This is a genomic window from Actinoplanes sp. CA-142083, from assembly GCF_050942195.1.
Taxonomy (GTDB): Bacteria; Actinomycetota; Actinomycetes; order Mycobacteriales; family Micromonosporaceae; genus Actinoplanes.
Window position 1 is genome coordinate 2,503,915 of the sequence record NZ_CP192076.1, and the last position, 12,217, is coordinate 2,516,131.

The 12,217-nt window shown below is 70.4% G+C and carries 16 protein-coding genes; 7 read left to right on the plus strand and 9 right to left on the minus strand.

Features of this window, described 5'->3' with window-relative positions; genetic code table 11:
- Nucleotides 1–2 precede the first annotated feature (2 nt).
- From ACQPZX_RS11880 to ACQPZX_RS11890, 3 genes are read left to right on the plus strand one after another with little or no spacing between them, the layout of a single operon-like run.
- Nucleotides 3–497 carry a hypothetical protein gene (locus ACQPZX_RS11880; RefSeq protein WP_433378547.1) on the plus strand — a complete coding sequence of 165 codons (495 nt, stop codon included), beginning with the start codon at nt 3–5 and terminating at the stop codon, nt 495–497.
- A 30-nt stretch (nt 498–527) separates the two neighbouring features.
- A complete protein-coding gene (locus ACQPZX_RS11885) occupies nt 528–998 on the plus strand; it encodes an EndoU domain-containing protein (RefSeq protein WP_433378550.1) in 471 nt (156 codons plus the stop codon).
- Between the two features lie 15 nt (nt 999–1,013).
- A complete protein-coding gene (locus ACQPZX_RS11890; RefSeq protein WP_433378553.1) occupies nt 1,014–1,463 on the plus strand; it encodes a hypothetical protein in 450 nt (149 codons plus the stop codon).
- 7 nt (nt 1,464–1,470) lie between these two features.
- Here ACQPZX_RS11890 and ACQPZX_RS11895 read toward each other — a convergent pair whose 3' ends face one another.
- Together ACQPZX_RS11895 and ACQPZX_RS11900 are read right to left on the minus strand one after the other, a co-directional pair.
- Complete coding sequence (locus ACQPZX_RS11895; protein WP_433378555.1) at nt 1,471–2,148, minus strand: 2OG-Fe(II) oxygenase; 678 nt, start codon at nt 2,146–2,148, stop codon at nt 1,471–1,473.
- 3 nt (nt 2,149–2,151) lie between these two features.
- Nucleotides 2,152–2,634, minus strand: coding sequence for a methylated-DNA--[protein]-cysteine S-methyltransferase (locus ACQPZX_RS11900; protein ID WP_433378558.1), 483 nt, complete (start codon nt 2,632–2,634; stop codon nt 2,152–2,154).
- A gap of 396 nt (nt 2,635–3,030) precedes the next feature.
- On the opposite strand from ACQPZX_RS11900, the gene ACQPZX_RS11905 reads away from it, so the two are divergent.
- Nucleotides 3,031–3,321 carry a hypothetical protein gene (locus ACQPZX_RS11905; RefSeq protein ID WP_433378561.1) on the plus strand — a complete coding sequence of 97 codons (291 nt, stop codon included), beginning with the start codon at nt 3,031–3,033 and terminating at the stop codon, nt 3,319–3,321.
- Nucleotides 3,322–3,363: 42 nt separating this feature from the next.
- On the opposite strand, the gene ACQPZX_RS11910 is transcribed toward ACQPZX_RS11905, so the two are convergent.
- From ACQPZX_RS11910 to ACQPZX_RS11935, 6 genes are all read right to left on the minus strand, one after another.
- Nucleotides 3,364–3,933 (minus strand): TIGR03086 family metal-binding protein, encoded by a 570-nt coding sequence (locus ACQPZX_RS11910; RefSeq protein ID WP_433378563.1) that lies wholly within the window; start codon nt 3,931–3,933, stop codon nt 3,364–3,366.
- Nucleotides 3,920–4,330, minus strand: a complete 411-nt coding sequence (locus tag ACQPZX_RS11915; RefSeq protein ID WP_433378566.1) for an SRPBCC domain-containing protein — start codon at nt 4,328–4,330, stop codon at nt 3,920–3,922. The genes ACQPZX_RS11910 and ACQPZX_RS11915 overlap by 14 nt, the downstream gene beginning before the upstream one ends.
- Nucleotides 4,323–4,712, minus strand: coding sequence for an ArsR/SmtB family transcription factor (locus ACQPZX_RS11920; RefSeq protein WP_433378569.1), 390 nt, complete (start codon nt 4,710–4,712; stop codon nt 4,323–4,325). Before ACQPZX_RS11920 ends, ACQPZX_RS11915 begins: the two co-directional genes overlap by 8 nt.
- 83 nt (nt 4,713–4,795) lie before the next feature.
- A complete protein-coding gene (locus tag ACQPZX_RS11925; RefSeq protein WP_433378572.1) occupies nt 4,796–6,001 on the minus strand; it encodes an MFS transporter in 1,206 nt (401 codons plus the stop codon).
- A gap of 41 nt (nt 6,002–6,042) precedes the next feature.
- Nucleotides 6,043–7,020 carry an LLM class flavin-dependent oxidoreductase gene (locus tag ACQPZX_RS11930; RefSeq protein ID WP_433378575.1) on the minus strand — a complete coding sequence of 326 codons (978 nt, stop codon included), beginning with the start codon at nt 7,018–7,020 and terminating at the stop codon, nt 6,043–6,045.
- A complete protein-coding gene (locus tag ACQPZX_RS11935; RefSeq protein ID WP_433378578.1) occupies nt 7,017–8,339 on the minus strand; it encodes an LLM class flavin-dependent oxidoreductase in 1,323 nt (440 codons plus the stop codon). Before ACQPZX_RS11935 ends, ACQPZX_RS11930 begins: the two co-directional genes overlap by 4 nt.
- Nucleotides 8,340–8,436: 97 nt before the next feature.
- On the opposite strand from ACQPZX_RS11935, the gene ACQPZX_RS11940 reads away from it, so the two are divergent.
- From ACQPZX_RS11940 to ACQPZX_RS11950, 3 genes are all read left to right on the plus strand, one after another.
- The gene (locus tag ACQPZX_RS11940; protein WP_433378581.1) at nt 8,437–9,246 is read left to right on the plus strand and encodes a LysR family transcriptional regulator; all 810 of its coding nucleotides are present in this window, start codon (nt 8,437–8,439) and stop codon (nt 9,244–9,246) included.
- 61 nt (nt 9,247–9,307) lie between these two features.
- Nucleotides 9,308–10,513, plus strand: a complete 1,206-nt coding sequence (locus tag ACQPZX_RS11945) for a hypothetical protein (protein WP_433378583.1) — start codon at nt 9,308–9,310, stop codon at nt 10,511–10,513.
- 37 nt (nt 10,514–10,550) lie between these two features.
- Entirely contained in the window at nt 10,551–11,573 is a 1,023-nt protein-coding gene (locus ACQPZX_RS11950) for an LLM class flavin-dependent oxidoreductase (protein ID WP_433378585.1), read from the plus strand.
- On the opposite strand, the gene ACQPZX_RS11955 is transcribed toward ACQPZX_RS11950, so the two are convergent.
- Nucleotides 11,570–12,172 (minus strand): TetR/AcrR family transcriptional regulator, encoded by a 603-nt coding sequence (locus tag ACQPZX_RS11955; protein ID WP_433378587.1) that lies wholly within the window; start codon nt 12,170–12,172, stop codon nt 11,570–11,572. The two genes, ACQPZX_RS11950 and ACQPZX_RS11955, sit on opposite strands and share 4 nt — an antisense overlap.
- Nucleotides 12,173–12,217 lie beyond the last annotated feature (45 nt).

Genomic DNA, 12,217 nt, shown 5'->3' on the forward strand with positions numbered 1-12,217 from the left:
TCGTGGGGCTGGAGCTCCCCGGCGAGCTCAGATCGCTGCTGGACATCCTCGGCTACACGTGGCCGGAGGCGGACGAGACCGCGCTGATCGAGATGGGCCGGTCCTGGGTCGCGTTCGGCGGCCGGCTGGACGCGGTCGTCTCGGACTCGCAGTCGACGGCCTCGACGGTGTGGTCCGAGCACAGCGGGGAGGCCGTCACCGCGTTCCAAGGGTGGTGGGCCCGGGAGGACAGCCCCGCGCAGACGCTTTCGGACGGCGCGAACGCGGCCGTGCTGACCGGCACCGGGTTGATGATCTGCGGCGGGATCGTGCTCGCCCTGAAAACGGCGGTGATCGCTCAGCTGGTCATCCTGGCGGCGGAGGTCGCGCAGGCGATCGCGACGGCGGCGCCCACGTTCGGGGCAAGCCTGGCCGAGATCCCGATCTTCCAGCAGCTGACCCGCACGATCGTCGGGAATCTCGTGCAGGAGGCCGTCATGCAGCTGCTGGACGGGTGACCGAGGATGGCCAGGGGAGAGGGCCGACTCATGCGGGCCGCCCTGAGGTTCCTCCGCAAAACGAAGAAACGCACGCGTGCGGACCGGATGAATCCCTATTTCACCACCCACACCATCGGCGGCGGACACGCCCACCCAGGGCTGCCCAAGGGAAAGGGTTACCACTATCGGCCCGGCGGGCAGGACTACCCGGGGCGTCGCCTCATACCCGGCACGAGGATCAGCCACTCGAATGGCGTGTACCAGGCTGAGCCTGAGTTCTTCGACCCGACCTTGAATCCGCCGGCGGGCACTTGGAAGCCGAAGGCCGGACATGGCGGGGTCAGCACCTTCTTCCCGGATCACTGGACGCCGGCCCAGGTGGACAACGCGGTGTCCGGGGCCTTCAAGAACTCGAGGCCGTCGTTCGGAGACAAGTGGATCGGCACCTACAACGGTGTCACCATCGAAGGTTTCTACAATCAGTCCGGCGGTTTCACCCACGGTTGGCCGGTTCCCTGAGATACCGAGAGGCGCATGGTGAGCGTTGTCAGCTTCGGGATGGATCCCGAGTTCAATCGCCCGGTACCTCGGGTCGCCGACGAGCGGTACGTCCTCCTCGCCGAGTGGATAGTCACGGATCTCGGGACGTTCTTCCTGGCCCTGCTGGACGCGTTGGCCATGGCCGACGAGGTGGCCCGGGGCGAGGAGCCGTTCGAGGAGTGGAGCAGCGAGAACTACGAGGTGTCGTTCACGCCTTCGGCGCTGCGGATACGCAATTTGTGGGTGCCAGGTTCGCAAGGCGAGTTCCCGGCGGAGACCGCTCGTGCGGCGATCGAGGATTACTGGCGTTTCCTGGCGGCGCAACCGGAGCGGGCCGGCGTGCGTGAGTACCGTCCGGACCTGCCAGAGTGGCAGGCGAGCCTGGCACGGTGGGAAGAGAAGTGGGGCCGTACCCATCCGTACCGGGGAAGGCTCTTCCCATGAATCGCGGCTAGGCGGCGTCGTGGAAGACGAGGCCTAGGGTGTGCCGTCGGCCGGAGCGGATCGTGCTCACGCCGTGGCGCATCGGGGCGTTCGACCAGCCGCGCTTCGTCGCCACCGGACGGTCCCGGGTGGTGAACACCAGGCCGTGGCCCTGCGGCAGCGTGGTCGAGTGGCCCCGGGACTGCGCGCGCGGCCGCTGCTCGGTCATCAGGAACTCGCCGCCGGTGAAATCCGTGCCGGGCGCGTCGAGGCCCACCACCACCTGCAGCGGGAAGAGCATGTCGCCGAACACGTCGCGGTGCAGCGCGTTCCAGTCGCCGGGGCCGTAGCGCAGCAGGATCTGCGCGGACTTCGACTGCCCGGCCTCGTGACACATCCGGAGCCACTCGTCCAGGCTGTCGGGCCAGGGGGAGGGCTTGCCGAGCTTGTCCGCCCAATCCCGGGCGATCGGCAGCAGCTCGGGATAGAACGCCTCCCGCAGCTCCCGCACCCGGTCGGGCAGGTCGTGGGTGAAGTAGCGGTACTGGCCCGACCCGAAGCGGTGCCGGGCCATGTCCACCGTGGTGCGGAAGCGTGCGGGCTCGTCGTACAGGGCGGCGATCTCCCGGCACTCGGCCGGCGTGAGGATCGGGCCGGTGAGCGCGCTGCCGTACTCGTCGAGGTCTTTGACCGGAATGTCGATCATGGCTCAGATCAGCGCCGGCTGCAGGGCGCCCTCGTGGCTGAGGAGCCAGACTTTGCGCTCGACCCCGCCGGCGTAGCCACGCATCGACCCGTCGGCGCCGATGACACGGTGGCACGGGCGCACCAGCAGCAGCGGGTTCGCGCCGATCGCCGCGCCGAGGGCCTGGATCCGGTCGCGCGGCAGGCCGAGCTGCTTCGCGAGGGCGCCGTAGGTCGTGGTCGTGCCGTACGGAATCTCCTCCAGCGCCTGCCAGACGCGCCGCTGAAACTCCGTCCCGCTGCTGGTGAACGGGATGTCGAAGCGGGTGAGCTCGCCCGCGAAGTACCCCTCCACCTGCCGAATGATCTCGGCGAACGGCGCCGCGTCCGGGCGTGCGTTCCGCTGCCCGGTCATCGACAGCGAGGTCAGGCTGATCCCGTCCTCGGTCTCCTCACCCGCCAGAAGCAGGTCGCCCAGCGGGCTGCCAATCGTCGCATGCACAGTCATCGTCGCCTCCGTCGTGGTCGTCTTCTTGCACCTCCAACTCTGTCGCGGAACGGGCCTCAATGCTGGCGGGATTCGGACATCAGCTTGGAGCGCCCCGAGCCGCGAAATCGGTGGACTCTTGCAGGTGGGCGGCGGCGCGGCGGATCCACGGACGCCAGCGTGTCGTCGACGAAGGTGCGGTAGGCCGCGTAGTTGACGATCCGGTGTCAGCGAAGGAACGTCCCGGCGGGCGCAGAAATGCACGCCTCAGGATGGCAGGCGCGGCGTTGTCGCCCACGCGTGTTGAAGTCCGGTCAGACGTTTCGGGACACGCGGCGTTGCGACTTCTCGGAGCTTGACGAACCGGACATATTGGGCGCCGGACGGGCGCCCGCCCGTCGTCGAGAAGGGAAGTTCATGCGCATTCGATTTGCTCTCGCGATGGCCGCTGCCGGGGCCGCCGCTCTGATGTCGTTCGCCAGCCCGGCCCAGGCCGGTGGCTTCGGCGTCGGCAACGTCGACATCACGGTGACCGACATCGCGTCGGGCAACGAGACCTACATCGCGCAGAACGTGTCGATCCTGCAGGCGGCGCAGATCTGTCAGGTCAATGTGGACGTGATCACGGCCGCGCTGCTCCGCGGCGAGTACGCCAAGTGCAGCAACAAGACCAACAACCACCAGAAGGCGTGGATCAAGAAGCACTGAGCCCGGCCCCGCCGGCCCGGAGCGCGCCCGGGCCGGCGGCCCTCAGGCCTTCCAGAATGGATCCCGGCCGATGAAGCCCAGCATCTTCGTCTGCGCGTCCGCGTCCGTGGGCACCTCGACCCGCGGCCCGTATTGACCCGAGTTGCGGATCACCTCTTCCATCGGCTCCATCCCGGCCAGGAGTTGGGCGCAGAAGTCCGGGTCGAGCCGGTCGTCCTGGCCGGTCGCCCGGGACAGGTCCCAGGTGTGCATGAAGATGTCCGACGTGTAGAACTGGTCGATCGCGGTGTCCAGCGGCAGGCTGCCCAGGTGCGGGTTGGTGAGCTTGCGGTCCGGCGTCTCCGGGTCCTCGAGGAGCGCCTGCACGGCGTCGGCGTGGATCTGCCACGCGGCCACCGGGTCCACGTCGGCCGACGGGCCGCGGGCCAGGTCGATGCCGGCGCCGGCGGAGAGGAAGCTGGGGAACCACTCGACCAGGTGCCGCACCACGTCGCGGGCGGCCCAGCCGGGGACGGGGGCGGGGGCATCCCAGTCGCGGGCGCCGCGCACCCGCTCGGTGAACAGGCCGGCGACCTCGCGGTGCCGGTCGGCCGGGATCTCAGACAGTGCCATCGATGAGCATCCTCTCCAGTTTGGCGTAACCCTCGTTCATGCCGGTCTCCATGCCGGAGCGCAGCCATGCGTCGCGTATCTCGAAGCTCTCGACCAGCGCCCGCGTCCGCAGCCGGGTGCGGCCGCCGCCCAGGTCGTCGAACCACAACGTCTCCAGCGCCACCCCGTCGGGATTGCTCTCGTCGGTGAACGTCTGCACGATGCGGTCCGGTCGTACATCGTGGAAGCTGCCGTGGAACCAGTAGTCCCCGCTTGCGTACCGCCAACTGCCGCCGGTGCGCGCGTCCCAGTGGTCGATCCGGGTGGTCATGCGGTCGGGCCCGACCCACTGGGCGAACAGCCCGGGATCGGTGTGCGCGCGGAACAGCTGCGCGGGAGTGGCCGCGAAGTCACGCACTACCCGGATCATCGGCAACTTCGGGTCCGCCTCGATGACCGCTTCCGGACTCATCCGCATCCTCCTGCAAAGACCTCAAAACGGCGTCGAGCCGTTGATAGCGCCGCTCGACCCGGACCCGGTGGCGCTCGATCCAGGTGTCGAGCAGATCAAGAGCATCAATTTCCAGGTGTACGGCACGAGGCTGCGGCCCCGCCGGCCGGGTCACCAGCCCGGCCTCCTCGAGCACCTTCACGTGCTTGTAGACCGCCTGCAGCGTCATCCGGTACGGCTCGGCCAACTGGTTCGCGGTCGCGTCGCCGTCGGCGAGCCGGGCCACCATGTCGCGGCGGGTCGGGTCGGCGAGGGCGGCGAAGACGCGGGACAGCGTGTCCGTGGTCATCGGGCCCCCGTTTCAACTCCAAGGTTGAAAGAGACAGTAGGCCCTCGGCGGGCCACGAGTCAACCCCCAGGTTGAAAGCCCAGCTAGGAGTGGGCGATGCGGGTCAGCTGCGGCCACAGCATGACCACGAAGACGGCCGAGCCGACGAAGGCGAACCAGAACGGCGCGGTCACGCCGTAGTGGCTGGCCAGGACGCCGCCGATCGCCGAGCCGACCACCAGGCCGCCGAAGACGCCCAGCGTGTTGACGGCGCCGACCCGGCCCTGCAGGTTTTCCGGGACGGCCCGCTGCCGGACGGTGATCGAGGTGGTGCCCCAGATGAACGCGTGCGCGCCGAAGACGAAGAAGATCGGCAGGGCGACGTAGGGCGAGGTGGTCAGGGCCAGCGCCAGGTGGGTCAGGGTCTCGATGATCAGGCCGGCGCGCATCACGTTGCCGAGGCTCACCCGGGCCGTGATCCAGCCGTAGAGGCTGGTGCCGACGATGCCGCCCACCGCCGAGGCCGTCGTGAGCAGGCCGAACCCGATCGCGCCCATCCCCAGGCGATCGGAGGCATACAGCACCAGGACCGACCAGGCCGCCCCGAACGTCACGTTGAAGATCAAAATCGTCAACACCAGCGTGCGTACGGCGGGATGGCGCAAGGTCCACGCCAGGCCTTCTTTGATCTCCCGTACGGCGTTGCCGCGCGCTTCCGGCGCGGAAGCCGCCACCCGGATGCGCGAGACCAGCAGCACCCCGGCGGCGACCAGCACCACCTGCGCCACGAAGGGCCACGTGCGCCCGGCCGCGAACAGCGCGGCGCCCAGCGGCGGCCCGGCCAGCTGGTTGAGCGTCAGGAAGCCGAACTGCAGCCGCGAGTTGGCCAGCGCCAGGTCGTCGCGGGGCACCATCATCGGCGCCAGCGTCGCGGACGTGTTGTCGGCGAAGACCTCGGCGGTCGCGAGCAGCCCCAGCGCGACCAGCGCCCCGGCCGCCGTCAGATGGCCGGTGGCCAGCGCCGCGACCAGCGCGGCGAGCACGACCGCCCGGCTGCCGTCGGCGATCATCACGATCCGCCGCCGATCGTGCCGGTCGGAGAGCACCCCGGCGAACAGCCCGAACGCCAGCGGCGGCGCCCAGCTCAGCAGCGCCGCCAGCGAGATCAGGAACGGGTCGCGGGTGAGCGAGGCGACCAGCAGCGGGCCGGCCGCGACCGCGATGCCGTCGCCGAGGTTGGTCGTCCACGACGACGCGAGCAGCCAGCGGAACGATGTTCCCAGCCGCGGGGGCAGGAACACGCTGAGCACCGCGCGACTCTACGTGCTCCGCGGAAGAATGTGCGATGCAATTACCGGGCGGGCGACCAGCCGAGCGCCGGCGCGACCTCCTTGGCGATCAGCTCGAGCGCGTGCACGGCCGCGTCGAAGTCGGGGATGCCGGGGTTGAACTGGGTGATCAGGTCGGTGGCCACCGGCATCACCTTCTCCCGCTGCAGCCCCGCGACGATCTCGTCGGGGTGGCCCACGAACGCGTGGAACCGGCGCAGGTACTCGTCGAGGCCCAGGCCGGCCGGGAAGTCGCCGCGGGCGATGAAGCCCTCGGTGGCACGGCGCAGCCCGTCCTCGACCTGGGCCACCGCCGTCTTGCGGTCCTTGGCCGGGAAGACGAAGCGGGACAGCCCGATGCGCGGCCGCTGCGGCCGGTCCCAGGCGGCCAGGAACTCGTCGGCCCAGACCCGTTGCACCTCATCGGTGGGCTCGTCGTACCCGTACGCGGCGCGATTGAGAAGTAAATTGGTGCCGGACGCGGCGGCATAGCGCGCACCGGCCGCGCTGAAGACGCCCTGCCAGATCCGGTCGGAGAAATCGCTCACCGGTTGCGGCTGGATCCGGAAGTCGGTGGCGCCGGCGAGCGCCCGGCGCAGCGTCTCCAGGCCCTCGGTGGTCAGCTCCCGCTTGCGGTTCACGTCGACGCCGAACGCGGCGTACTCCTCCGGCCCGGAACCGCTGCCCACGCCGATCTCGACCCGGCCGCCGCTGAGCGTGTCGACCACCGCCACGTCCTCGGCGAGGCGCAGCGGGTGCTCCAGCGGCAGGATCGTGATCGCGGTGGAGAGGCGGATTTTCCGGGTGCGCGCGGCGGCGTACGCGAGAAAGGACCATGGCGACGAGAGCCCGCCACCCTGCAGCGGCGCGTGGTGCTGCGCCACCCACCCGACGTCGAAGCCCAGCTCGTCGGCCACGACGAACAGCTCCTGAGCCCGGCGGTACGTCTCGGCGAGATCGTCGCCGCGGCCCTGCACGTGGGTGAGGAATCCGAGCCTCATGACGCGTGGACGTTCTGCGGGATCGGCAGGCCGAGGTTGCCACGAAGCGTCGTCGACTCGTATTCGGTCCGGGCGACGCCGCGCTGCCGCAGGATCGGCAGCACCTCGTCGGTGAACTTCGCGAACTCGCTCGGCGCCGTCACGGTGAGGTTGATGCCGTCGAACGCGCCCGCCTCGAACCACTCCTCGATCGCGTTGGCGACGGTCAGTGGCGACCCGACGAACGGCGAGCGGCCGGCGTCGATCGAGTGCTGGACGACCTGGCGCAGCGTGTACCCGTTCTCCCGGGCCAGCCGCTTGATCCCCTCGGCCTGCGTCTTGAAGCTCCGGTCGCCGGCCTCGCCGAGGTCGGGGAAGGGCGCGTCCAGGTCGTATCGGGTGAAGTCGTGCCAGCCGAAGGGCCGGCCCAGCTCCTTGAGCGCCCGGTCGAAGCTCTTGCCGCCGAGCAGTTCCTCCTCTTTCGCCCGGGCCTCGTCGTCGCTGGAAGCGATGATCGGCGAGATCCCCGGCACGATCAGCACGTGATCGGGGTCGCGGCCCTTGGCGGCGGCCCGGTCGCGCAGGTCCTTGCGGAACGCCTGCGCCTGCTCGATCGTCGCCGAGTGCGTGAAGATCGCCTCGGCGATCGAGGCGCCCAGGTCGCGGCCCTCCTCGGAGTCGCCGGCCTGGAAGATCACCGGCTGCCCCTGCGGGGAGCGCTGGATGTTGAGCGGCCCCACCACCTGGAAGTGCTCGCCCACGTGGTTGAGCGGGTGCTGCTTCGTCTTGTCGAAGAAGACGCCGCGCTCCTTGTCCCGGGGAAAAGCGTCGTCCTCGTACGAGTCCCACAGCCCCTGCACGACGCGGACGCTCTCGAGCGCGCGGCCGTAGCGGGCCGCGTAGTCGTAGTGCTCCTTGCGCCCGTAGTTGCCCGCGGTCCCGCCGTCGCCGGTCGCGACCACGTTCCAGCCGGCCCGGCCGCCGCTGATCACGTCGAGCGACGCGAGCCGCCGCGCCAGGTTGAACGGGTCGTTGTACGACGTCGTCAGCGTGCCGACCAGCCCGATGTTGGTGGTGTGCACCGCGAGCGCGGACAGCAGCGTGAGCGGCTCGAGCCGGTTCAGGTAGTGGTGCGGCGAGTCCGGGGTGATGAACTGGCTGTCGACGATGAAGACGTGGTCGAACTTCGCGGCCTCGGCCTGCTGCGCACGGGCGATGTACCAGCGGATGTCCACGCTCGCGTCGCCGGGGATCTCGGGGTGGAGCCAGGTGTGGTGCTGACCCGGTCCGCCCACGCCCATCAGGACGGCGCCGAGCTTGAGGTTTCTGCGGGTACTCATGCGAAGAGTCTCGGCGCGGGCCGGCGCGGGTGTCCAAGGAGAGATCATGATGACAACCCATTACGCCGGCTCATCAATTCCTAGTAACCTGGTAGGTATGAGTCGGAGTCTCGACATCGGGCCGCTGCGCAGCTTCGTCGCGGTGGCGGACTGCGGTGGCTTCCAGCGGGCGGCGTCGGCGTTGCACCTCACCCAGGGTGCGGTGAGCCAGCACGTACGGCGTCTGGAATCTGCTCTTGGTCGTGCCCTCGTGGAGCGGGACGGCCGGGGATCGCGGTTCACCGCCGACGGCGAGACCCTGCTGACCCAGGCCCGGCGGATCCTCGCTGCCCACGACGAGACCCTGGCCGCGTTCGCCGTCGAGGCCGAGCCGCGGCTGGTGATCGGCTCCACCGAGCACGCCGCCGACCAGCTGCTCCCCGCCCTGGCCGCGGCTTTCCCGGCGCACCGCGTCCGGTTCCGCATCGACCGGGGCGCGCCGCTGCGGTCGGCGCTCGACGAGGGGCGCATCGATCTGGCGCTGCTGATCGGGCCGGGCGAGCACACCGTCGGGGCGTTGCCGCTCACCTGGTACTCCGCGCCCGGCTTGTCGGTTGTTGATGGGGTCTCCCTGGTGGCCTTCGACGCGCCCTGCGCCTTGCGAAGTCGCGCATTGGAGACATTGGCCGCGACCCGGGTGCGGGCCGATGTGGCCTGCGAGGCCGCCAACCTGGCCGGGGTGCAGGCCGCGGTCCGGGCCGGGCTGGGGGTCGCGTTGATGGCCACGCTCGGCCAGGAGATCGACGGCCTGGTCGCCCGCGACGACCTGCCGCCCGCCGCGCCGCTGGACCTGTCGGTGTGGCCGCGCCGGGGACTTTCGGTGGATTTGCTGGGCGACGCGGTGGATGCCCTTCGATCGCTGCTCTGAGTAATTTGCTTGCGGTCGTCACCATCATGGATGTCGAAGCAGATTTCTCACGGGGAGAACAATGCGCGCGAAGCGTTTCCTGGCCGGTGCGGCCGCCGCCGCCACGGCCCTGGCCGTCGTCGGATGTGCCAATCAGATCAAGCAGCTCGAGCCGAAGCTGGAGTTGCGCAGCGCCGCCCAGCACCTCGGCGAGCAGAAGCAGGCCGGTTTCACGCTCAAGCTCACCGGCAGCGCCGACGACCTGGTCACCGCCGTGAAGGCGGAGGATCCCGAGACGCTGAAGAAGCTCTTCAACTCGTCCTTCACGGTCGCCTACGACCAGGCCGGCGAGGGTCCCGACGACGACCGCATGTCGCTCGCGGCCACCATCGACGGCGTCGCCGGCACCGAGCTCCGGGTCGTCGACAAGGTGCTGTACGCGAAGGCCCCGGTCACCCAGCTGGTGCAGAAATTCGGGGGCACCGCTGCCGACCTCAACGAGATGCGGGACCAGGCCACCTCCACGGACCCGGCCCTCAAGGCGCTCTTCGGCGGCGGCTGGGTGTCGCTCGACGCCGGCGAGGCGGTCAAGACCAGCGGGCTGCCGACCCAGGACACCGACTCCGCGAAGGCGGCCGCCGAGGTCAAGAAGAGCGCGCAGAACCTCTTCGACGGCGCCGAGATCGTCCGCGACCAGGCCGACAGCAAGCACCTGATCGTCACCACCTCGACCACCAAGGCGGCCTCCGAGCTGAAGCGCCTGGTCACGGCCGTCGGCGGCGACGAGACCAAGGAGCTCACCGGCGAGCTCGACAAGGCCCCCAAGGACCGCCCGATCGTGCTCGACCTGTGGATCGACGACGAGAAGCTGACCGCCCTCGAGATCAACATCCTGCAGTTCGTCGACGGCGCGACCGGCCGCGCGGCGGTCCGCCTCGAGGTCACCACCGGCTCCCCGATCGAGGTACCCCAGGGCGCCACCAAGATCGACCCGAAGGTCCTCTCCGGCCTCGCCGGTCCGGCCGGCGGCTCGACCGGCCCCGGCGGCGGCAACGCGAGCGGCTACGCGATGTCGGTGGGCTACGGCGCGCTCGCGGTGGCCGAGGACCAGGGCATCAAGCCGGCCAAGGCGCTCCCGAAGGCGATCGCCGAGCTGAAGGGCCTGCCGTTCACCGCCAAGGTCGTCCGCAGCGGCGTCGCCGAGGTGACGGCCGGCGGCGACAAGGCCTGCGTCAAGCTCCCGGCCACCACCGACGGCACGCCCAAGGTGACCAAGGGCGCCTGCTGACGGGAATCCGCCCCGGCGCCGCGAGGTTGGTGCCGGGGTGGAGAAAAAGATCGGGTTCCTCAGCTTCGGGCACTGGCGCAACGCGGCCGGGTCCGAGACGCGCAGCGCGGCCGACTCGCTGCTGCAGACCATAGAGCTGGCCGAGGCCGCCGAGGAGCTGGGCGTCGACGGCGCGTTCGTCCGGGTCCACCACTTCGAGCGCCAGCTGGCCTCGCCGTTCCCGCTGCTCTCGGCGATCGGCGCCCGCACGCGGCGCATCGAGATCGGCACCGGCGTGATCGACATGCGCTACGAGAACCCGCTCTACATGGCCGAGGAAGCGGCCGCCGCCGACCTGATCAGCGGCGGCCGTCTCCAGCTCGGCGTCTCCCGCGGATCCCCGGAGACCGTGCTGAACGGCGCGTACGCGTTCGGTTATGAGCCGCCGGCCGGCACGTCCGCCGCCGACCTGGCCCGCGAGAAGACGCTGTTCTTCCTGGAGGCGATCGGCGGCGCCGCGGTGGCCCGCACCGACCCCGCCCGCACCGGCATCAGCGGCGGCCTGGCCATCCAGCCCCAGTCGCCCGGCCTGCGCGACCGCATCTGGTGGGGCGCCGGCACCCGGCAGACCGCCCAGTGGGCCGCGCAGTCCGGCATGAACCTGCAGAGCTCCACCCTGCTCTCGGAGGACACCGGCGTCCCGTTCGACCAGCTGCAGGCCGAGCAGATCGCGCTGTACCGCCAGGCGTGGACCGAGGCCGGCCACACCCGCGAGCCGCGCGTTTCGGTCTCCCGCAGCGTCCTGCCGATCACCGAGGAGATCGACCGGATCTACTTCGGCAACCAGGCCCAGGAGGACCAGATCGGCCTGCTCGAGGGCGTCCGGTCCCGCTTCGGCCGCACATACGCCGGCGAGCCCGACCAGATCGCCGCCGAGCTGGCCGGGGACGAGGCGGTCCGCGCGGCCGACACGATCCTGTTCACGGTCCCGAACCAGCTGGGCGTCGCCTACAACGCCCGCATCCTGGAAACCATCGCGAAGCACATCGCGCCCGCCATCGGCTGGAAGCCCAAGGCCTAAACCAGATAGCGGCTGACCATCTCGGTGAGGCCGTCCTCGTCCACCGCCGGCCCGGCGAAGGTCGGGCCGTAGGCGGTGCGCAGCACAAGCGTGGAGAACACGGCGGTGAACGCGGTGCGGACCGCCGTCTCCGGCCCGATCCCGGCGCCCAGCAGCAGCCGGGTGAAGCGCTCGCCGAGCTCGGTGCTGTAGGCCGCGCCGCGCCGGTACACCTCGGCGTGCACGCCGGAGATCAGCACGACCGCGCGCAGGAACGCGGCATGCCGCGCGAAAATCCCGGCGGTGGCCCGGACGACCTCGGCGACCAGACGCTCGGGCGGCAGCCCGCGCCACCGCGCGGCGTCGAGGATGTCGTGGTCGGCGCGCACCCGGGCGATGCCGTGCTCGTAGACCGCCAGGAACAACGCGTCCTTGTTGTCCGCCCGCGCATACAGCGCCCGCGGCGGCACGCCCGCGCGCTCGCACACCGCGGCGATGGTGAACGCCTCGTAGCCGCCCTCCTCCAGGAGCGCGACCCCGGCGTCGAGCACGCGACCCCACGCCTCCCGGCTGCGCTGTTGCCGCGGGGGCCTGATCTCCAGCGATCCGTCCGACGTCACCGCCCCATCTTGCCCGACGGGCTAACCGTAGCGCACACTACGGTC

Bases quoted from the DNA above. Each gene is read 5' to 3' on its own strand.
- ACQPZX_RS11940 (WP_433378581.1), top strand. From the start codon at position 8,437: ATGAGTCGGAGTCTCGACATCGGGCCGCTGCGCAGCTTCGTCGCGGTG.
- ACQPZX_RS11935 (WP_433378578.1), bottom strand. From the start codon at position 8,339: ATGAGTACCCGCAGAAACCTCAAGCTCGGCGCCGTCCTGATGGGCGTG.
- ACQPZX_RS11895 (WP_433378555.1), bottom strand. From the start codon at position 2,148: ATGATCGACATTCCGGTCAAAGACCTCGACGAGTACGGCAGCGCGCTC.
- ACQPZX_RS11890 (WP_433378553.1), top strand. From the start codon at position 1,014: ATGGTGAGCGTTGTCAGCTTCGGGATGGATCCCGAGTTCAATCGCCCG.
- ACQPZX_RS11905 (WP_433378561.1), top strand. From the start codon at position 3,031: ATGCGCATTCGATTTGCTCTCGCGATGGCCGCTGCCGGGGCCGCCGCT.
- ACQPZX_RS11885 (WP_433378550.1), top strand. From the start codon at position 528: ATGCGGGCCGCCCTGAGGTTCCTCCGCAAAACGAAGAAACGCACGCGT.
- ACQPZX_RS11920 (WP_433378569.1), bottom strand. From the start codon at position 4,712: ATGACCACGGACACGCTGTCCCGCGTCTTCGCCGCCCTCGCCGACCCG.
- ACQPZX_RS11900 (WP_433378558.1), bottom strand. From the start codon at position 2,634: ATGACTGTGCATGCGACGATTGGCAGCCCGCTGGGCGACCTGCTTCTG.
- ACQPZX_RS11930 (WP_433378575.1), bottom strand. From the start codon at position 7,020: ATGAGGCTCGGATTCCTCACCCACGTGCAGGGCCGCGGCGACGATCTC.
- ACQPZX_RS11945 (WP_433378583.1), top strand. From the start codon at position 9,308: ATGCGCGCGAAGCGTTTCCTGGCCGGTGCGGCCGCCGCCGCCACGGCC.
- ACQPZX_RS11910 (WP_433378563.1), bottom strand. From the start codon at position 3,933: ATGGCACTGTCTGAGATCCCGGCCGACCGGCACCGCGAGGTCGCCGGC.